The 21,286-nt window shown below is 39.1% G+C and carries 20 protein-coding genes; 1 reads left to right on the top strand and 19 read right to left on the bottom strand.

Features of this window, described 5'->3' with window-relative positions:
• Window positions 1-35: 35 nt before the first annotated feature.
• On the bottom strand, window positions 36-875 hold the full coding sequence (gene lgt, locus AC1Z3K_RS10995; protein WP_426082393.1) for a prolipoprotein diacylglyceryl transferase: 840 nt from the start codon (window positions 873-875) through the stop codon (window positions 36-38).
• Between the two features lie 11 nt (window positions 876-886).
• Window positions 887-1,822: an HPr(Ser) kinase/phosphatase gene (gene hprK, locus AC1Z3K_RS11000; protein WP_426082392.1), complete on the bottom strand. Its 936-nt coding sequence runs from the start codon at window positions 1,820-1,822 to the stop codon at window positions 887-889.
• 159 nt (window positions 1,823-1,981) lie between these two features.
• Between hprK and AC1Z3K_RS11005 the strand changes: the two genes are divergently transcribed.
• Entirely contained in the window at window positions 1,982-2,950 is a 969-nt protein-coding gene (locus AC1Z3K_RS11005) for a GIY-YIG nuclease family protein (RefSeq protein WP_426082391.1), read from the top strand.
• A 29-nt stretch (window positions 2,951-2,979) separates the two neighbouring features.
• On the opposite strand, the gene AC1Z3K_RS11010 is transcribed toward AC1Z3K_RS11005, so the two are convergent.
• From AC1Z3K_RS11010 to AC1Z3K_RS11090, 17 genes are all read right to left on the bottom strand, one after another.
• Window positions 2,980-3,339, bottom strand: a complete 360-nt coding sequence (locus tag AC1Z3K_RS11010; protein WP_426082390.1) for a phage holin family protein — start codon at window positions 3,337-3,339, stop codon at window positions 2,980-2,982.
• Window positions 3,339-3,650: a PspC domain-containing protein gene (locus AC1Z3K_RS11015; protein ID WP_426082389.1), complete on the bottom strand. Its 312-nt coding sequence runs from the start codon at window positions 3,648-3,650 to the stop codon at window positions 3,339-3,341. Before AC1Z3K_RS11015 ends, AC1Z3K_RS11010 begins: the two co-directional genes overlap by 1 nt.
• A gap of 95 nt (window positions 3,651-3,745) precedes the next feature.
• Window positions 3,746-5,359, bottom strand: a complete 1,614-nt coding sequence (liaX, locus tag AC1Z3K_RS11020; RefSeq protein ID WP_426082388.1) for a daptomycin-sensing surface protein LiaX — start codon at window positions 5,357-5,359, stop codon at window positions 3,746-3,748.
• Between the two features lie 545 nt (window positions 5,360-5,904).
• Entirely contained in the window at window positions 5,905-6,576 is a 672-nt protein-coding gene (gene phoU, locus AC1Z3K_RS11025) for a phosphate signaling complex protein PhoU (protein WP_426082387.1), read from the bottom strand.
• Between the two features lie 23 nt (window positions 6,577-6,599).
• The gene (gene pstB, locus AC1Z3K_RS11030; protein WP_426082386.1) at window positions 6,600-7,358 is read right to left on the bottom strand and encodes a phosphate ABC transporter ATP-binding protein PstB; all 759 of its coding nucleotides are present in this window, start codon (window positions 7,356-7,358) and stop codon (window positions 6,600-6,602) included.
• A 10-nt stretch (window positions 7,359-7,368) separates the two neighbouring features.
• Window positions 7,369-8,178, bottom strand: coding sequence for a phosphate ABC transporter ATP-binding protein PstB (gene pstB, locus AC1Z3K_RS11035; protein ID WP_461732760.1), 810 nt, complete (start codon window positions 8,176-8,178; stop codon window positions 7,369-7,371).
• A 16-nt stretch (window positions 8,179-8,194) separates the two neighbouring features.
• Entirely contained in the window at window positions 8,195-9,079 is an 885-nt protein-coding gene (pstA, locus tag AC1Z3K_RS11040; RefSeq protein ID WP_426082383.1) for a phosphate ABC transporter permease PstA, read from the bottom strand.
• Window positions 9,079-9,999, bottom strand: coding sequence for a phosphate ABC transporter permease subunit PstC (gene pstC, locus AC1Z3K_RS11045; RefSeq protein WP_426082381.1), 921 nt, complete (start codon window positions 9,997-9,999; stop codon window positions 9,079-9,081). The genes pstA and pstC overlap by 1 nt, the downstream gene beginning before the upstream one ends.
• Window positions 10,000-10,116: 117 nt before the next feature.
• Window positions 10,117-10,971: a phosphate ABC transporter substrate-binding protein PstS gene (locus tag AC1Z3K_RS11050; RefSeq protein WP_461732761.1), complete on the bottom strand. Its 855-nt coding sequence runs from the start codon at window positions 10,969-10,971 to the stop codon at window positions 10,117-10,119.
• 178 nt (window positions 10,972-11,149) lie between these two features.
• Window positions 11,150-12,598, bottom strand: a complete 1,449-nt coding sequence (gene cls / locus AC1Z3K_RS11055) for a cardiolipin synthase (protein WP_426082379.1) — start codon at window positions 12,596-12,598, stop codon at window positions 11,150-11,152.
• 118 nt (window positions 12,599-12,716) lie between these two features.
• On the bottom strand, window positions 12,717-13,601 hold the full coding sequence (gene ftsX / locus AC1Z3K_RS11060) for a permease-like cell division protein FtsX (RefSeq protein WP_426082378.1): 885 nt from the start codon (window positions 13,599-13,601) through the stop codon (window positions 12,717-12,719).
• Window positions 13,594-14,280, bottom strand: a complete 687-nt coding sequence (gene ftsE, locus AC1Z3K_RS11065) for a cell division ATP-binding protein FtsE (protein ID WP_426082377.1) — start codon at window positions 14,278-14,280, stop codon at window positions 13,594-13,596. The genes ftsX and ftsE overlap by 8 nt, the downstream gene beginning before the upstream one ends.
• Before the next feature lie 106 nt (window positions 14,281-14,386).
• A protein-coding gene (gene prfB, locus AC1Z3K_RS11070) for a peptide chain release factor 2 (RefSeq protein WP_426082376.1) occupies window positions 14,387-15,488 on the bottom strand; the annotation gives its coding sequence in 2 pieces (ribosomal slippage) (window positions 14,387-15,415 and window positions 15,417-15,488; 1,101 coding nt in all).
• A gap of 230 nt (window positions 15,489-15,718) precedes the next feature.
• A complete protein-coding gene (gene secA, locus AC1Z3K_RS11075) occupies window positions 15,719-18,247 on the bottom strand; it encodes a preprotein translocase subunit SecA (RefSeq protein WP_426082375.1) in 2,529 nt (842 codons plus the stop codon).
• Between the two features lie 232 nt (window positions 18,248-18,479).
• Window positions 18,480-19,031, bottom strand: coding sequence for a ribosome hibernation-promoting factor, HPF/YfiA family (hpf, locus tag AC1Z3K_RS11080; protein WP_426082374.1), 552 nt, complete (start codon window positions 19,029-19,031; stop codon window positions 18,480-18,482).
• Window positions 19,032-19,171: 140 nt separating this feature from the next.
• Window positions 19,172-19,861 (bottom strand): ComF family protein, encoded by a 690-nt coding sequence (locus AC1Z3K_RS11085; RefSeq protein WP_426082373.1) that lies wholly within the window; start codon window positions 19,859-19,861, stop codon window positions 19,172-19,174.
• Window positions 19,842-21,173: an ATP-dependent helicase ComFA gene (locus AC1Z3K_RS11090; RefSeq protein WP_426082372.1), complete on the bottom strand. Its 1,332-nt coding sequence runs from the start codon at window positions 21,171-21,173 to the stop codon at window positions 19,842-19,844. Before AC1Z3K_RS11090 ends, AC1Z3K_RS11085 begins: the two co-directional genes overlap by 20 nt.
• Window positions 21,174-21,286 lie beyond the last annotated feature (113 nt).

The raw sequence follows: 21,286 nt of genomic DNA on the forward strand, positions 1-21,286 counted from the left end.
GCTTCTCCTCCTAAATAAACGATTGTTTATTTACTCTATCCTTTTTTTGTTTTCGTCTCTAATGATCCCCGTTCACGATTGTAAAAACTCAGCTTAGGGTTTCTTCTACGTATCGCCAGAATAACCAGAGCACCTAAAAACAGTACGACTGACAACAACTGGGAAACGCGAATGATTCCGAAAACATATAGACTATCGGTGCGCAGTCCCTCTATGAAAAAGCGCCCAAACGCATACCATGCAACATAAAGAAGGAAAATTTCTCCTTCTTTTAGAAAATCTTTTTTCCTGCGTAATAGAATTAATACAACAAAGCCCAGAAAATTCCAAATAGATTCATATAAAAAAGTCGGCTGACGATAAATACCGTCAATCTTCATGTTCTCAATAATGAAATTTGGCAAATGCAGCCCTTCTAGGAAGCTTTTAGTCGTATCTGGTCCATAAGCTTCATGATTCATGAAGTTTCCCCAGCGTCCGATTCCCTGCGCCAAAATAACACTTGGAGCAGCAATATCCAGAAATGTCCACGTTGAAATGAAATGATGACGGGTAAACAGTAAAAGTGCAATGCCGCCGCCAATCAATCCCCCATAGACAGCTAACCCGCCATTTCGGGTCATGAAGATATCCAATGGATTGTTTATATAATCCTGCCATTCAAACGCAACATAATATAATCTTGCACCAACGATGGCACTTGGCAATCCCCAAATCATGAAATCAACGACATCATCTGACTTCAATCCTACTCTAACAGCTTCCCGGCTACTCAACCAAACAGCTAGAATAATCCCCGAAACAATGATTACTGCATACCAGTAGACAGAAATTCCTAATATACGGAAAGCCACTGGACTAACTTGAGCCAACATGTGTATTCCCCCTATATTCCTGAATTTTCTTCGATAAGCTGTGTTAAGCGGTTTTCGAATTCTTTTGTAGCATCATAACCCATACTCTTAGCACGGAAATTCATTGCTGCAACTTCGATAATAATCGCCACGTTTCTACCAGTTTTAACTGGAATACGAATCTGAGGAACATCTACATTACCGATTTCCACTACTGCATCATCACTGCCTAATCGATCGTACTGCTTATTCTTCGCCCAGGCCTCCAGATAAACGACTAACTGAACCTGCATAAAGCCTCGGACTGCACTAGCACCAAAAAGATTCATGACGTCAATAATTCCTATTCCGCGAATTTCAATTAAATGCTGTAAAATTTTTGGCGGCTCGCCTATTAATGTAAGTTCATCTTGCTGATGGACATCTACACGGTCATCAGCAATCAAACGGTGTCCCCGCTTAATCAGCTCCAGCGCTGTTTCACTCTTACCAATACCACTGTCTCCCTGAATAAGCACACCTAACCCATAGACATCAACCAGTACACCATGGACGCTCGTTCTAGTTGCCAGCTCATCATCAAGAAAGCTTGATAACTCACCCAGCAAACGGGAAGTAGAGATTGGCGAACGCAGTACTGCCATATCCTTTTCCTTAGCAGCTTGAATCATCTCCTTGGGAACCTCCAGTCCTCTGGAAATGATAAATCCTGGTGTATCCTCTCCACACATCCGACGCATAACCAGTAATCGTTCCTCAGGAATCATTCGCTCGGCAAAAGTAATTTCCTTGTTTCCAAACAACTGCAAGCGGTCATGAGAATAGTAACTAAAGTAACCCGTCAATTCCAGACCTGGACGGGAGATATCCCCCGTTGTTATTTCTTTATCTAAAGCCTTCTCTGATCCAAAAACAATTTCCAGAGAAAGTTCTTCGGCCAACTGGCGTATTTTTACAGTTTCTGACATATTTTATCTTTCATTCCTTTCCTCTCTCCGCTTTATTTTATCATTTCAACCACTAACTTTCTACTTATATTCATTTATCTCTGTAGGATTTAATCTTCTTGACTATTTTTCCCATCCTTGTATACTTAAACTGATTTTGAAAAGCAGAGAGTGATTGATATGAAGGAAAAGTTAAAGCAAAAAGCCCGTGCGCTGCCCTTATCTCCAGGAGTCTACCTGATGAAAGATCGTCACGGAGACATTGTTTATATTGGAAAAGCAAAAAAACTGAAAGAACGGGTCAGCAGTTATTTTATAAAAAATAGTCAGCATTCCAGCAAAGTGAAACGAATGATCCTACAGCTGGCTGATTTTGACGTCATTCATGTGGATACTGAGCTTGATGCACTTCTGCTCGAGTGCCGCTTAATTCAACAACACCGTCCCATGTATAATCGACAGATGAATGCTTTTGAACGCTACAGCTTCTTGACAATTTTAAATGAGAAACAAAAAATTCGTCTAGCTACAGCTCCATTTCCAACAGGCACTTATACTTTTGGTCCTTACACTAGCCACAGACAGCTCCCAGAAATTACAGCCATTCTGGAAAAGCTCTATCATTTAAACCCGAATGATTCCTGGCATCGTCTATTTGCTCAAACAACTGAATCAACCATAGATTCAGACCTTATTTTGACAGAATTACTAGCTGCTTTTACAGGTCATCCAGAAGCGTTGGAAAAACGGCTGGAACAGAAAATGATTGCTGCTTCTGAGAACCTTCATTTCATTCAAGCTGCACAATGGCGAGATGACTGGCAGCTTATTCATCGATTCTTTCATAGACACGCTCAACTACTGCTCTCTCCTATCAATCAGCAGGAATGGCATGCTTTATGGCTGCCTATTGAGAACGGTGGAAAATGCTATCTTATTTATCAGGGGCTAGTATTAGCCGAGCACTATTTTCCAAATATACCATTAGCTGATACAAAACAATTGCTTCATGCTGCAGAAAAACTGCTGCCTGAACAGCCGGAAACAATTCATACCTATTCAAAAAATCAAATTGATTTCATTTATATTCTTCATATGTACTTGCAGCGAAACACTGCTTACCAACTCATTCCTATAAAAAATAGCTAAACAGACTGACTGACACGCCAACTGCTTAGCTATTCTTCTTCTTTATTTAAATTGTGTTCACTAACAACCGCATTCACAAGCGACATAACTACAGCCATTAAAACCGCAGCCCCAAAACTGGAAAATCCAAAGTTCATCTCGCCAACAAAAAACGAAGTCATTTTCAAAATTGCTGCATTCACTACAAAACTAAAAAGTCCGAAGGTCAGCAGTGTAAAAGGGAGCGATAAAACCGTCAGTATTGGCTTAACCAGCATATTGAGAATGGACAGAACAAAAGCCGCGACGACAGCAATCCCGATACTTTTCACATGAATCATATCGGGAAAAATTACTGCCAGCGAGACAAATGTCAGTGTGTTAACGACCAGACGTTGAAAGTAGGTCATTAAAAGTCACTCCAGTCTTCATCATCAACTTTTTCAGCTGGTTTTCTTTGCTGACTGCTGTAAGGATTTTCATTTCTCACATTACGATTATAGTTGTCATAGCTATTGTTGCTTCTTCTGCTGCGTCCTGAAGGGATGATAATCGCTAAGACGATATACACCAGAATTCCAGGGAAAGCGGCTGAAAAGAAGCTTATGATTACAAATAACACACGTACAATAGTTGGATCAATTCCCAGCCATTCAGCAATTCCGGCTAAAGAACCTGTCAACACTACGTTATTAGGAGATTTTGTCAATCTTTTTCTCATTTTACTCTCACCTCTTGCTCTTGATAATTTTTATAGACCTCGGGGAGAAAGCCGCTCTCCCCTTTGGTCAGTAGTACTCGTCATTCTTCTACCATTTATTTGTCAGTATCTTTTAAATAAATGTTTCCTGTTGTTGTAGAAGCGTTGATTTGAGCCATTGTTCCTTCATTTACACGTCTGAATTGAAGCATTTGATTTGTGCGTTCCTTCTTCTCACGAACAACTTCGTAGTCCGACATCCGGCTGTTGATACTGCCTAAGCTTGTCTTCACAGTACCTTCTGCTCCAATTGTATCAGGTAAAGCAATCTTCACATTGCCGTTGACAGAGCTGGCTTCGATTTTTCTCAGCGTGTCGTCTTTGGCAGTGATGCGCACATCTCCATTGATTAAAGAGACTGCAACATTTTGAGGGGTAGCAGTAACAGTGACTGTACCATTAACTGTTTCGATAATATTGTCCAGGATTTCTCCTTTATAAATCTTAATATCACCATTCACACCTTCAACTTCCAGCATCGTTGCATCGATTGAATTAAATGTGATTGAACCATTTGTTGATTTTGTATAAACATCTTTCGCTTTTAATTCTTCCACGCTGATGTTGCCGTTTAGAAGCTTCACTGATACATGGTCATACGTACGTTCAGGTAAGTAGAATACCAAGTCAGCTCTTACACGTTTGTTAGGGATTTGGAAAGAAATAACTTCTTCATCCACATCAATCTGACTTCTTTCAAGGAATGCCTCTAATGGTGTATCAGCATCCATTTTACCGTAAAGTTTAATTTTCCCTTCAACTTTAAGGTCTTCTTTGTCCCAAGTTTTAAATACGATATTTCCGTTCGCTACCTTCACATCAATCAGACTAGCGTCCACTGAAGGATAATTGAATTCATGGTCAAATTTCGTTGTAGCCACACCTGGTACACGGAAATTAACATCCTTCCATTCAACATTGTCATTGATTGTATCTGTAAATGTGTTGAATGTTTTCTTCAAGAATGAGCCTAGCTGAGAACCCGCTTCACTCATCTTTTCGCCTACTTGGTTCAATGTATCTGTTGCCTGATCTTTCCAGTCATCTGGAATATCAAATTTAGAAGCTACGCGGTCTTTTGTTTCTGTCCATTGCTCTTTACGAATATTTTTCAACTCTGCTTCTAAAGCAACCTTCTCTTGATTTTGATCAGACAAATTATCTTCTAATGCCTTCAACTCAGTTTCCAAAGCTTCTCTGCGGGCTAAGTCTTCTTCTGACAACTCGCCTAGCTCTTCTTTGGTATTCAACTCCATTAGAGATTCCTGAGCTTCTTTGATTTCTTCTTTCAGTCCTGCGATTTCCGCATTGACTTCATCAAGTTCAACAGATGCGTGATTGGCTTTAGTTGCCAGTTCATCCAAGATTTTTTCTAGATTCTTACGATCTGCTTCTGAACTTTCTTTCGCCTTTTCTTCAAAGGACTCAACCGCATCCTCGATTTCCTTGTCAGCAGATTCTGCTTTGTTTTCTAAGTCGTTTACTAAATCAGCGACCGAATCGCTTTCCTTTGAATCAACAGTTGTCGTTGTTACATCTACTTCATCGGCAGCCTTTTTGATTTGTTTTTCATCTTTTTCAGTTGCCAGATTTTCTAATAGGACCAAGGCTTCCTCGGATGACAGGATTCCTTTTTTAACTAAATCCAATACTCTTTCTCTTTCTTTCATGGAAATTGCCTCCTTAGCAAATTTTTCACCCTAAGGTGTCTTCCTTACATGTCTTATTATGCCTTCTTTTTCATTCTTTGTCATAGGACTTAAGGATGAATTTTCGCTCCATCTCAAGGACAGCACGATAAATATCAGAAATGTTCTTCTTTTTTTCAGTTTAATTATAGAGATTCTTCACAGATTCATCAACTTTTTCCTCTTTAGTCAAAGATAAATCTCAGAAGTTTTCTTATCTCTAAAATACGAATCCCTATACAGCAAAAAGAAGACGCTCATCATCTCCGCTGCGTTTCTGCAACAGCAGTCTATTCCGTCTGTATTTACTTTATCAGTAAAGTTACTTCTATATTATATTGCTCAAAAAAAGAAAAGGTTGGGACATAGTTAAACGCCCAAACCTTTCTTTCACTAAAATTTGTATAATCAGCAGGATAGTATTTTCGTAAATACGGCAACTATGTCCATTAGCCTTTGTATAGCCTCCGAAAAGAATCGATTAACAAACAACTATGATGCTTTTGTATTTCTTTGTCATACTTTAATTATTCATCATGATTCGTATTCAGCTCTGTGATTTTTCCAGTAGCCAGATAAACAATCCATTCACAAATATTTGTAACATAATCGCCGATTCGTTCTAAATAAGTTGCTACATGAAGGTAATCTGTACCGCTGATAACCGTTTCAGGATCAGCCTTCATACTGTTGATCGAGTTTTTATAGATACTATTGAAGTATTCATTCACTCGATCATCCATCTTAGCAATCATTCGTGCATCCTTTTGATCAGTCTTTACATAGGCAACAAGGACATTGTCTACCATTTTCTTCACATAATCAGACATATCGGAAATCTCTTTTTCAATCTCCGGAATTCTTGTTTCACCTTTCAAACGAATCGCTGATTTTGCAATAGATACCGCGTGGTCTGCCATTCTTTCCAAATCTGAGCTGGCCTTCATTACCGTAATAATCATCCGCAAATCAGTGGTTACCGGTTGCTGCAAGGCAATCATTTCAAAGCTTTTCTTCTCAAGCTTTACTTCCATTTCGTTGATTTCAGCATCATAATCAATCACTCCTTGAGCAATTTGCTTATCATGATCAATATAGGCACGAACCGATTTATGGACAGCATTGCTTACCATCATACCCATTTCGTAAAACTGATTATGCAGATTAAGCAGTTCTTCTTCAAACTGACTACGCAACATGTGCATTCCTCCTAAAAATTGTATTATCCGAACTTCCCTGAAATATAATCCTCTGTCTCTTGTCTTTTCGGATTTAAAAAGATTTTCTTTGTATCGTTAAACTCAATCAGCTCTCCTTGTAGAAAGAACGCTGTTTTATCTGAGATACGGGATGCTTGAGACATATTATGAGTCACCATAATCATTGTATATTTTTCTTTCAGTGTGAGCAACATGTTTTCTATTTTTCCGCTTGAAATTGGATCCAGCGCGCTCGTTGGTTCATCCAGCAAAATAATTTCCGGATTAACTGCCAACACGCGGGCAATACAAACCCGCTGCTGCTGACCGCCGGAAAGAGATAACGCACTCTTGTGGAGTTTATCCTTTACATCTTCCCAGACAGAAGCTGCTTTCAAACTGCTTTCTACTACTTCGTCCAATATCTGCTTATCTTTCTCACCTTTCAAGCGCAAGCCGTAAATCACATTTTCATACACGGAAAAAGGAAACGGATTGGGCTGCTGAAAAACCATGCCGATTTCTTTACGCAGTTCCACTGTATCGGTTTTCGGTCCGTAGATATCTTTGCCTTTATACATCACACTACCGGTGATTGTTACTCCAGGTATCAGATCATTCATCCGATTAAGAGAACGAAGATACGTAGATTTACCACAACCTGAAGGTCCAATCATAGCCGTAATTTCTCCTTGATTGATTGAGAGATCAATTCCCTTTAACGCTTCCTTTTTTCCATAGTATAGATGCAGATCCTTTGATGAAATAATTTCTTGTGTCATCGTTTTCCTCCTAACCAAAATGCCCGGAAACATAGTCTTCCGTTGCTTGTATTTTTGGTCTTGTAAAGATTTTCCGTGTTTCATCGTACTCAATAACTTTACCCAAATAGAAGAAAGCGGTCTGGTCACTGATACGAGCAGCCTGCTGCATATTATGGGTTACAATGATAATTGTGTAGTCATCTTTCAAGCTCACTAATGTTTCCTCTACAGTCCCAGTTGAGATTGGGTCCAAAGCACTGGCAGGCTCATCCAGCAATAAAATATCAGGCTTCATAGCAATTGCTCTAGCGATACACAGACGCTGCTGCTGACCTCCAGATAAAGCTAAAGCACTTTTAGAAAGGTTATCCTTTACCTGATCCCATAACGCCGCCTGCTTCAAACTTGTTTCTACAAGCTCATCCAATTTATGCTTATCTTTTTCCCCATGCTGCTTCAATGCAAAGGTGATATTCTCATAAATAGACTTACTGAAAGGATTTGGCCGTTGAAAAACCATGCCAATTCGCTTACGCATTTCGTAAACATCAACAGCTTTACTATTCACGTCAACGCCTTTATACATAATCTTACCGGTAATCTTTGTATTGGCAATTCCATCGTTCATTCGATTCAGAGATCGTAGATAGGTGGATTTCCCGCATCCTGACGGTCCAATCAGTGCGGTAATTTTGCTTTTTTCAAATTGAAGATCTACGCCTTTAATTGCTTCGTTATCTCCATACCATACATGAAGGCCCTCTGTATGCAGTGCAACAGGCGTTTTCTCTGGATCCATCTGCATAATATTCGTATCGTTCCAATTATATTCTTTCATTTGTCTACTCCTAACATTAGGCTGATGTCAATCGCTTGTGTAGTTTATTCCCTATAAAACGAGCACCGAAGTTAAATAATAGAACTACGATAATCAAGACTGCCGATGCCCCAGCAGAAACTGCAGGTCCATCCGGCATCGTTCCTTCAGTATTTACTTTCCAGATGTGAACAGCCAGAGTTTCTGCTTGTCTGAAAATACTGATAGGGCTGGAGACGCTTAGTGGATTCCAGTTACTGAAATCCAACGCTGGAGCACTTTGTCCAGCTGTGTAAATCAGTGCTGCCGCTTCACCAAAAATTCGACCTGAGCTTAGAATAACTCCTGTCAAAATACCCGGCATTGCTTCCGGAATAATTACTTTTTTAACTGTTTCCCATCGAGAAAGACCTAAGGCAAGTCCGGCTTCCCTCTGTGTATAATGAACCGCTTTTAAAGATTCCTCTACATTTCTAGTCAACAAAGGAAGATTAAAGAACGTCAATGCCAATGCTCCAGAAATAATAGAAAAGCCATAGCCAATCTGCACAACAAAAATCAGAAAGCCGAACAGACCGACAACTACGGAGGGCAGTGAGCTTAAGATTTCGATGGAGGTACGAATAACATCAGTCAGCCAGTTTTTTCTAGCATATTCAGATAGATAAATTCCTGCTCCTAAAGAAATCGGCAAACTAATAATCATTGTGATTAACAGGAGATAAATAGAGTTAAACAGCTGAATACCAATTCCTCCGCCAGCTTGATAAGCTTTTGACGGCTTAGTCAGGAAATTCCAAGAAATGTGAGGGATTCCCCGTACCAGAATATAAAGGAGCAGCGCGGCCAGAATAAAGACGATGACTCCTGAAACAGTGTATAAAACAGCAGTAGCTGTCTTATCGGCTTTTTTGGCATTCATTATTTCAACACTCCTTTTCTACCTATAATCCGAATCACAATATTGAACAATAAAGACATCAACAGCAGAATCAATGCAAGCGACCAAAGAACGTTATTTTCTACGGTTCCCATGATTGTATTGCCGATTCCCATTGTTAGTATACTTGTTAAAGTTGAGGCCGGTGTTGTCAGACCGTTTGGCATTACAGCTGCATTTCCGATAACCATCTGAATCGCTAAGGCTTCACCAAACGCTCTTGCCATTCCAAAAACGACCGCTGTCAATATCCCGGGAACCGCTGCCCGCAACACAACTTTATAGATTGTCTGCCAGCGGGTTGCTCCTAGAGCCAGTGAAGCTTCTCTGTAGTGTCTTGGAACAGCTTTCAGTGCATCGACAGTCATTGTGGTCACCGTTGGTAAAATCATGACAAACAGCACGAAGGTTCCTGCCAAAATACCAAACCCAGTCCCGCCAAAAATTGAACGAACAAAAGGAACAATCACTGTCAAGCCAATAAATCCATAAACAACTGATGGAATTCCCACCAACAGCTCAATTACCGGTTGTAGGATTTTTGACCCTTTTTTTGGGGAGATTTCTGTCATAAAAACAGCGGCACCGATTGCAAACGGTGTTGCCACAATTGCTGACAGAAATGTAACAACGAACGATCCGGTAATCATTGGCAAGGCTCCTACCATCGGTTTACCGTTCGAACCAACCTCACTTGGATTCCAGTTTGTTCCAAAAAGAAAATCAAATATATTTATTTTATCAGTAAAGAATGTAGCCAATCCTTTACTTGCCACAAAGTAAAAAATGGAAAGGACAACCAATACGATGAGCGCAATACAAAAGAAGCTAAGTAGCTTTCCCCGCTGCTCCATCTTTGCCCGTTTTGATTTTGTCAGTAACTGCTTTTGCACATCTTCCAAAAATAACTCCTCCTTGAGCAATACATAAGATATTTTCAAGTGTACGCTTTGAATTTCAATTTGCGTTTAATAACATGTAAATCTTGTGTTAAGTTTGTAAATTTTGTGTAAAGGTGATTAATCAATCAGATTTCCTTCCCAATCCCGTTCCACTTTCATTTTTGAAACAGGAATATAACCTAAGTCTTCAATTATTCCTTCCTGTACCTCATCGGACAGCATAAAATCGAGAAACTCTTTCGTTAATTCTTTTGGTTCACCTAAAGTATACATATGCTCATAGGACCAAATTTTCCATTCATTCGTTGCTACATTATCATCAGTTGGCTCCACACCATCAACTTTCAAAGTTGCCACTTCATCATTGACGTAGGAAAAAGCTGTATAGCTAATAGCACCTGGTGTATCTGAAACGATAGACCGTACCATGCCGCTGGAATCCTGCTCCTGTGCGCGGACAGCTGTTTTACCATCCAAAACCCATTTTTCAAAGGTTGCCCGAGTACCGCTGCCGGCTGCTCTATTCAGAATAACAATGCTGATATCTTTACCGCCTAGCTCTTTCCAGTTTGTTATCTCTCCTAAAAAGATTTTTCTCAAGTTTTCTATAGAGATATCCGTCACACCCACATTTTTATTAATAATTGGTGTGATTCCTGCAACTGCAACTTTGTGATCGACCAGTTTATTCGCTTCAATACCTTTCTTTTCCTCAGCGAACAAATCAGAATTTCCAATTTCAACAGCTCCAGCCTGTACCTGACTCAAACCCGTGCCGCTTCCGCCCCCTTGGACATTAATAAACTTCCCGGGATTTTCACTCTGGAAGGCCTCACTAGCCGTTTCAACTAAAGGCTGAAGCGCAGAAGAACCAACCGCAGTAATAGATTCTCCCCGATCAATCCAGCTGGCACATCCTGAAAGAGCAAGCATACTTATTAAACTAAAAATAATGAATAATTTCTTTTTCATTTCCTCGTAAACCTCCAAATCCATTCAATCAGTTTATTTTAACATTAAGAATTAACAATGAAAATCAAATTACTTAAAATTTCCTTTCATTCAGTTCTTTTGAGTAATAAAATAACAAAAAACTTCAATCAAGCCTAGTTTGCTCAATTGAAGTTTTATATTTTTATTCTGTTTTACCTTATAGCAATGGTGAGATTAAGCGTGCCAGTCCCTCTTTAAGTTTAATAATAAAACCTCTCGCATTGTACTTTTCCTGTGTTAACAGCTCTGACACCTGAGAATCTTCGTAAAAAGAATCTCTAACTTTTTCAGAAAACTCCTGATCATAAATGATTGTGTTAATCTCAAAGTCCAGTCTAAAGGAACGAACATCAATATTAGCAGACCCTACTGAAACGATGCCGCCGTCAATAATAACCGTTTTGGCATGTATAAAGCCATTTTCATAGGTTTCGATAATCGCTCCATACTCCAGCAGCTCTGCTGCAAAAGAATACGTTGCCCAATAAACCAGCATATGATCCGGCTTATTAGGAATTTGGATTCTTACATTAACACCAGAAAGAAGTGCCAGCTTAAGGGCCTCATGAATAGATTCATCTGGAATATAATAAGGTGTCTGAATTAAAATTTCCTTCTTAGCTAAAGAAATCATTTTCAAATACGTCATTTTAATCTGTTCATGTTCAGAATCAGGACCGCTGGTCACAATCTGAACAGCCTTTTTACCTACAGAAGTAATTGCCGGGAAATATTGTTCCCGATAGCTTAATTCTTCTGGGTGTTGAGAGTTCCAGTCCATTAAAAACCGGTTCTGCATACTATAAACTGCATCTCCGCAAATACGCAGGTGATTATCCCGCCAATAACCAAATTTGGCGACATTACCTAAATATTCATCCCCCACATTAAAACCGCCAGTATAACCTACCATCCCATCAATCACAACAATTTTTCGATGATTTCGATAATTGATGCGGGGGTTTAAATAAGGTACAAACAATGGAAAGAAAAATGCAACCTCTCCGCCTTCATTTGTCAACCTTTCAAAAAACTTCATATTCACTTGGGTGGAACCCCATGCATCCAGAAGTACGCGAACCTTTACTCCACGTTTTGCAGCATTAATCAGTTCTTCCCGAACCTCTTTCCCAAGGGTATCCGCACGATAAATATAGTACTCCATATGGATATGGTCCTTCGCCCGACGAATATCTTCAATCAGTGCATCAAATTTTTCACGTCCATCTGTATATAAAATAATATCGTTATTCGTTGTATACATGGAGCTTTCAAAAATCGTCAGCATATAAATCAACTGTTTGGGCTTTACTTCGCCAGTTGGCGGATGAGGAAACAGCCCTCTCCTCAAGGCATTCTTTTCATTTTCGATTTCGGCGTTCATACCAATTTTGGCCTGCATCTTCATGTCGAAGATTTTATCTTTAGATATTCCCCGTCCAAGAAAGATATATAAAACGAATCCCACAATAGGGACAAAGAAAAGAACCAATAGCCAGGCCCAAGTTTGAGCTGTTTCCCGTCTCTCACGAAAAACAATAACCAGTGAGAGCAAAATATTAGCAATAAAAATAATTACAAAGAAATTATCAATAAAAAAATTCATACATTCACCTCTAACTACGCTTTCCCACACTAGTAAGGATATCTAACTTGTCATGAGAAGTAAAGAAAAAAGAGAATGAAATGATTTTTCAAACAAATCATTTCATTCTCTTAAGCTTTTATATCTTCAAGAATCGGCGCATAGATATTACTGAACCTACAGAGCCGATAACAACTCCTACACCAATCATCAGTAAATTCAACTGCCACAGGAATTCTTCTGGCTTCAACATTGAATAGTTTGAACGCAGCAGCTGCAGATTCAGAACTTTAAATGCCTGATGATAACCAAAAGTCAGAAGGACCATTGGAATAATAGCTCCCAACAGACCGATCCAGGCACCTTCCAAGAAGAAAGGCCAGCGGATATATCCATTTTTCGCCCCAACTAAACGCATGATTTGAATCTCACGTTGTCTTGACAAAATAGTAATTCGAATCGTATTTGAAATTAGAAACACTGCTACGAATAGTAGTAAACCTGCCGCAGCAAGTCCCCAAGTCTGAACGGTTTTAGCTAATTGGAAAATCTTATCAGAAGACAATCCGCCATAATCGGCTTTAAATACATTTGCCAGCTTACCAGCTTCTTCAGAGATTTTCTTTGTTTGTTCTGGTTGTTTTGCACTTAAATAATACACATCGTATAGCGGGTTGCTGTCTCCTTCAAAAAGATTCCAGGCATCCCCCATTTGATCTTGAATTTTTTTAAGCTGCTGATCTTTATTAGAGTATGAAATACTTTCGACATTTGGAATTTTGCCTAATTCGCCTTCTAATGCCTGCATTTCCTCTGCTGTTGTACCAATATCAACAAAAACTGAAACTGTTACGTTTTCAGAAATATCCTTTGCCAATTTCGTTGCATTGAAAATCACTGCCATAAAAATACCTACAAGTATTAATGTGATTGTCACGGCACTTGTTGAAGCTATCGTCATCCAGCCGTTTCGCTTCAAACTTTTAATACTCTCAAGTAAATGAGTAAAAAATGTTCTAATCATCGTAGCCGTAATCCCCTTCCGCTTGATCTCGAATAATCCGTCCGTTCTCTATCGCAATTACCCGATGACGGATGGTATTTACAATCGTACTGTTATGTGTTGCCATCACAACCGTAGTTCCCTGAGCATTAATACGATCCAATAACTTCATAATCTCCCAGGAATTTTCGGGATCAAGGTTACCAGTTGGTTCATCAGCAATCAGAACTTTAGGCATATTTACGATTGCCCGTGCGATTGATACACGCTGTTGCTCCCCACCGGAAAGCTCACTTGGAAATACCCGTACTTTGTGCTTCAATCCTACAAGATCCAATACTTCCATAACGCGTTTCTTAACTTCACGAGGTTTTCTTCCAATTACCTGCATAGCATAGGCAACATTTTCATAAACAGTCTTTTTGCTTAACAGTTTATAATCCTGAAAGACAATCCCGATTTCTCTTCTTAGATAAGGAACTTCATTGTTCTTAATTCTAATCAGATCGTGACCGGCTACTTTTAGGCGTCCCTTTGTTGCTTTTTCTTCGCGGTACATCAACTTGATAAATGTAGACTTTCCTGCACCAGATGGACCTACAACATATACAAACTCACCTGGTTTTATTTCTATTGAAAGATTTCTAATAGCAGTTGTACCATTAGAATACTTTTTCATTACATCTTTCATTTCAATCATGATGTTTTCTCTCCATCTCCATAATAAAATCACTGCTTATTATAACATTAATTTATTTCAATCCTCTTTCAACACTTTACAGTTATATTTCATTTCAGTAAAGAGCTTAGCTGATTTGCATTTTTAAATAAGCATCGATAAATCCGTCAAGATCTCCATCCATGACTGCCTGTACATTTCCTGTTTCAAAATTAGTCCGGTGGTCTTTGACCATCGAGTACGGATGAAAAACATATGAACGAATTTGTGAACCCCAACCGATTTCCAGCTGTTCGCCACGCAGATTTGCTGCTTCCTGCGCCTTTTTCTCCAGTTCCAGCTGATAAAGCTTCGCTTTCAGCATAGACATTGCCTGTTCCCTATTTTTTAGCTGTGAACGTTGCGCCTGACTTGCTACAACCGTTCCTGTCGGGATATGAGTAATTCTGACCGCAGATTCTGTTTTATTAATATGCTGACCGCCGGCACCGCTTGCACGATAGGTATCAATTTTCAAATCATCAGAATTAATCGCTACTTCTACTGTATCATCCAGCTCTGGCATTACATCTACCGAACAAAAAGAAGTATGTCTTCGTTTAGCAGAATCGAAAGGTGAGATACGAACTAAACGATGGACGCCTTTTTCAGATTTGAGATAGCCATAAGCGTTATATCCTTTAATTTCCAGTGTTACACTTTTTATACCGGCTTCATCTCCAGCAAGATAATCCAATGTTTCCACTTGAAATCCATGACTTTCTGCCCAGCGCGTATACATCCTTAACAGCATGCTGCCCCAATCCTGAGACTCGGTTCCGCCAGCCCCCGGATGTAGTTCAATGATAGCATTGTTCTTATCATACGGCTCATTTAATAGTAGGGAAAGCTCATAAATCGACAATTTTTCAGTCAATTGCTGGATTCTGTCAACTAGTTCCTCATGAATCTCTTGGTCGTATTCTTCCTGTTGAAGCTCATTCATCACTTCCAGCTCCTCCAGCTCTTCCGCAAGCTGATTAAACTGCTGAAACTTTTCTTTATAGACATTTGTTTCATTGATCAACTTCTGTGCTTCTTCGGTGTTATCCCAGAAACCAGGCTCTGCCATTCGATGTTCAGCCTCTGCAATATCCTCTTCCAGCTGGTCTAAGTCAAAGAGACCCCCTAAAACTACTTATTTTTTCATTCATATCATCTAATGAATGACGAATTTCTGCATTTTCCATCTATCTTAAAACTTCCTTTCCTTTAAATCAATGTTAGCAATTTACTCCTTAAACTTCTATCTAGTAAAATGATTATTTACTCATTTTACCAGTACAAAGTAACTTACACAAATCCTTCCGGAAATGCAACGTGTTTTCCATTATTTACACTGCTCTTAAAACTTTTTTAGACTGCTGTTCTCGTCAAAACAACAAGTAAAGGCAGGGACAAGCCCCGCCTTCGCTTTTATTTAGGCATTTTTTCCGTGACAGTTTTTGAATTTCTTGCCGCTGCCGCACGGACATGGGTCATTTCTTCCCACTTTTTGTACCTGAACAGGTTTCTTCTTCCCAGAAGTATTACTTTGTTCTTCTGGAGTTTCACCTGGATGAGTTGCTTCACCTTGGGCGACCTGCTCCCGTTGAACATTTTGACGAAGTTCCGATTTCATAAATAGACGGGTAACTTCAAATTCAATGGCTCCAACCATGTCCTCAAACATTTGATAACCTTCTGTTTGATACTCAACCAAAGGATTATTTTGACCATAGGCACGTAAGCCCACAGATTGGCGTAGCTGATCCATTGCATCAATATGGTCAGTCCATTTTGTATCAACCACTCTCAAAATAACAACCTTTTGGAATTCAAGCATTTGCTCAGGACCACTTAGTTGTGCTGCTTTTGTTTCATAGATTTCTTTTGCAGCATTATATAAGTAATCTTTAATCTCTTCTGGTGTTTTCCCTTTGATATCCTCAATAGAAATAGCATCTTCATGCAGGACAGCTGATCCGGCAAAATCTACGATTCCTTCCAGATTCCAGTTTTCTTTTTCTAATTGAGTATGACTGTCAACAACCCGGCTGATTGTCCGTTTTACCATATTCATCAATACATCTGTTAAGTCATTTTCTTCCATGATGACTTCCTGACGCTGCGCATAGATGACTTCACGCTGCTCACGCATCACGTCGTCATATTGTAAAACGTTCTTTCGAGTATCATAGTTGTTTCCTTCCACTCGTTTCTGAGCAGATTCAACTTGTCTAGTCAGCATTTTACTTTGAATAACAGCATCCTCGTCTTCGATCTTCATGCGATCAAGGAAAGCTTTAATTCGTTCTGAACCAAAACGTTTCATCAAATCATCTTCCAAAGAAAGATAAAATTGTGAAATCCCTGGATCTCCCTGACGACCGGATCGTCCGCGAAGCTGATTATCTATACGACGAGACTCGTGCCGTTCTGTACCAATAACGGCCAAGCCGCCTAATTCGACAACGCCCAAGCCAAGTTTAATATCCGTACCACGACCAGCCATGTTGGTTGCTATCGTAACCGCACCCTTTTGACCAGCATTCATGATGATTTCTGCTTCTTTAAAGTGATTTTTAGCATTCAATACTTCATGCGGAATTTTTTCTTCATTTAACATGTTAGACAACAGCTCAGAAGTTTCAACCGCTACTGTCCCTACCAGGATAGGCTGACCATTATGGTAGCGTTCCTTGATATCCTGTACAACTGCTTTAAACTTTGTATCCAGTGTAGGATAAAGTAAGTCCGCACGATCATCACGAACGATTGGTTTATTTGTAGGAATTTGAATAACCTGCATATTGTAAATTTCACGGAACTCTTCTTCTTCTGTTTTCGCTGTACCGGTCATCCCAGACAATTTTTTATACATACGGAAGTAGTTCTGGAAGGTAATAGTTGCCATTGTTTTTGTTTCGTCTTCAATTTCAACGCCTTCTTTTGCCTCAATCGCCTGATGCAAACCATCAGAATAACGGCGTCCATCCATAATACGCCCAGTAAATTGGTCGACAATAAGAACTTTTCCATCCTGTACAACGTAGTCGAAGTCACGAATCATGATGAAGTTTGCACGCAAAGCCTGCTCCATATGATGCGTCAATGCTGTGTTTTCAATTTCGTAAAGGTTATCCAAACCAAAAGCTTCTTCAACTTTTTCCATACCTGCTTCGGTAAGACTAATCGTTTTAGACTGAACGTCGATTTTGAAATCTTCTTCTTCTTTCAGTTTTTTCACAACTAAATCTGTACGTGTATACAGAGCAGTAGACTTTTCAGCCTGTCCTGAAATGATTAATGGAGTCCGAGCTTCATCGACTAAAATAGAGTCCACTTCATCGACAATTGCATAGTTCAGCGGACGCTGTACCATTTGATTACGGTAAACAACCATGTTGTCTCTCAGATAATCAAAACCTAGTTCATTATTTGTGCTATATGTGATATCCGCATTATATGCCGCACGCTTTTCTTCTGCTGTTTTTGAGTTGATATTCAGACCAACACTCAATCCAAGGAAATTGTACAACTCTCCCATTTCACTTGAATCACGAGTTGCCAAATATTCATTGACTGTTACCACGTGGACACCTTCACCGGATAAAGCATTCAAATATACCGGCATTGTAGCTGTCAAGGTTTTCCCTTCCCCTGTTCTCATCTCAGGGATGTTACCATCGTGAAGAACAATCCCCCCCATAAGCTGAACACGGTAAGGATATAAACCTAATACCCGCTTTGCCCCTTCACGAACTACAGCGAACGCTTCAGGCAGCAGTTGATCTAAGGTTTCGCCTTTTTGATAGCGTCCTTTCAGCTCATCTGTTTTGCCGCGAAGTTCATCATCACTTAATTGTTCCATTGCTGAAGCAAAGCTATCAACCTGGTCTGCAATCCCTTCGAGACGTTTTAGTTCCTTTTTATCGTTTTCAATCATCTTTCTAAGAAAATTTGCCATTTTTCAAGTGTTCCTTTCAATTAACTCTATTTATTTTTCTACAAATCACACAATCATTTTACCTGAAATGTACAATCATCCTTCTTATTTTATCATTACTTCATAAGAAAGGAAATAACTTATCCTAAGAATTACTTAAATATTTGTATGTACTCACAATAAAAGCTGGAGAAAAGCACCTGCTTTACTCCAGCCGACTGTTCTACTTGTTTAAGAATGAAACAGCAGTTACTTAGTCTGTTTCGATTAAGCCGTATTTACCATCTTTACGACGGTATACGATGCTTGTTCCATTAGTTTCAGAATCTTCAAAGATAAAGAAATTATGTCCCAGCATGTTCATTTGCAGAACTGCTTCTTCGCTGTCCATTGGTTTCAGTGATAAACGCTTTGTACGTACGATATCAAGTTCAGATGTTTCTTCTGAATTGTCATCTTCTGTGAAGAAAGTTGCTGGCTGTGTATTGCCTAAGCCAGTTTCACGTGATTTACGATTGATTTTTGTTTTAAATTTACGAATTTGACGTTCTAATTTATCTACAACTAAATCAATACTTGCATAAAGATCTGGAGACGTTTCTTCCGCTCTCAATACTAAATATGGAAGTGGAATCGTCACTTCAACTTTTGCAGTTTTTTCAGTATAAACTTTCAAATTAACATAAACTGTTGCTTCAGGTGCATCGCTGAAGTATCTCTCCAGTTTTTTAACTTTTTTCTCTACATAATCACGAATCGCTTCTGTTACTTCGATGTTTTCTCCGCGCACATTATATCTAAACATAACAATTGCCCCTTTCATCTACCACTAAAGAGGGAACTAAAAGGACCACTCTTCCGCTCCCTCTTCTTACTTCCATTATAGCTAACATTTGGATATTTGCCAACAAAATTACTACTCAAATTTCGTTCAAATATTTCAAATTAGCGAGCTAAAGAAAAAGTTTCAATTTTTTCAACCGGATATTCCAAAAATAATTCAGCCGCAAAGAAAAGTGTTCTCCCTGTCGTATATATATCATCAACTAAAATAACACTTCTTTTTTTAAACTGCTGCTTATTCTCTGCGTTAATACAGAAAGGCTGCTGTCCTGCTAACCGCTCTTCCCTGTTTTTTTGTGCCTGAGGTCTTTCTTCATTATTTCTTAATAAAAGCGGAGAATATGAAATTCCTGCTCCTGTTAAGAGTCCTTCTACTTGATTGAACCTTCTTTCCTTCAACCGTTGTTCCGATAATGGAATTGGAACAATCAGATAATCATTTTTATTTTTTAGATACCCACTAATTTCTTTTGAAAAGCTGAAGCGCAACTGATAATTTCCTTTAAACTTATATTCTTCAAACCAATGCTTCATTTCTTTATTGTAATGAAACAATGCGGTATGCTGAAACTTGTAGTCTGGGTATTTTTGTTGCCACAAGCGACAGTCATCACAGTGACTGGTCTCTTGCTGCTCTCGACAACAGCCTGGACAGTTTGCTCCTTTTTCAATCAGTCGAAAATTACTGAGACATTCATTACATAGTTCGTTAGCATGAATAGAACGAAGCAATAAAAGCTCCGGGATTGGAAGTAGCTTAACAATTTTCTGGTTACAGTACAAACAGTTCATCTATCAACCCTCGTTTTCTAGCCAACTGATTCATCTTTTTAATTTGATAAATACTAGTTTTAACTGCTTTGGTCTGTCCGTCACATAAAAAATAGACTTTTGCATTGGTGAATTCTGCCTTGCGATCAACTCTTCCAGCAATTTGGACTAATACAGATTCTGTAAATACCGGACGTTCTGCTCCCAGAACAATTACAGACACCCGCTCGAACGTTACTCCACGTTCCAAGATAGTCGTCGTCAGAAACAAACGGAATTTTTGGGCTCTCATCCCCTGAACCTTTTCTAACCGTTTTTCATCTTTGGAATGGACGGCCTCTATTGCAAGGTCCTTCATCTCTTTATTTATTATAGGATAAAGCATTTCCAGTATTTTAATGCTTGGACAAAACAACAAGATGTTATTTTGAGCTACTAATAACCGAATCATTTCTTTTAATTCTTTAGGAATGAAGCCTTTTTTAATTTGTTTATACCAGCCCGCACACCTTTTGACTATTGGAACAGGTAGTACCCTTCGATGATATCTAGCTGGTAAAACGATTGTAGCTAGCTGACCTTTCCCCATCTCATTTAAGAGCTTCTTTGTCGGTGTTGCCGTCAGATAGACAAGGCTGCCCTCCTCTTTTAGAGCATTCTGTGCGCCTCTATGAAGTATTTCTTCATCTATATAAGGAAAGGCATCCACCTCATCAATTATTAGTAAATCAAAAGCTTGATAAAACCTCAACAACTGATGTGTTGTACAAACAACCAGCTTTGTATAACGATAAAGTTCTTCCACTTTTCCATGTAAAAGCAAAATATCTTCAAAAGGAAACACCGCTTTAATTCGTGGAAAAAGCTCTAGACAGACGTCAACTCTAGGAGAAGCGATACAAATCCGACTGTCTTTTTCTAATAAGGCATGGAGCGTTTCAAACAGCATTTCTGTCTTGCCTGCCCCTGTCACTGCCCACACCATACCATTTTTCTTGATTTCAGTAAGATGACGTAACTCATCTGAAACGACTTTCTGCCCGTCAGTCAATGTTCCGTTCCATGAAAAGACCACTTTCCTCGACTCTGTTTCAGGCTCAGGCAAATGATAAAAAACTTCTGTGCTGTCTACTCTTCCCATTTGAATACATGACGGACAGAAAAATATCTCACTACTTAAATGGACAGCTGATTTTTCATGTATGCTTCCACAACGGCAACAACTGACTCTTTTATGGGTTATTTCCATTGCAGGTAGTTGAATAGCCTTGGAAAATTCTTCGATTGCTGTAAGTTCTTTCTTCATAACTCTTCTTCCGGTCAGTTCATTCATTCGTTATCCCTCCAAAAAGAATATTCGCAAAAGAATAAAGTATCAATTAAAAAAGCTCAAAACTGTTTGTAAACGGTTTCGAGCTTTTTTTTAATTAATTTTTCAGTTTCTGC

This window comes from Enterococcus sp. LJL128 (assembly GCF_056924295.1).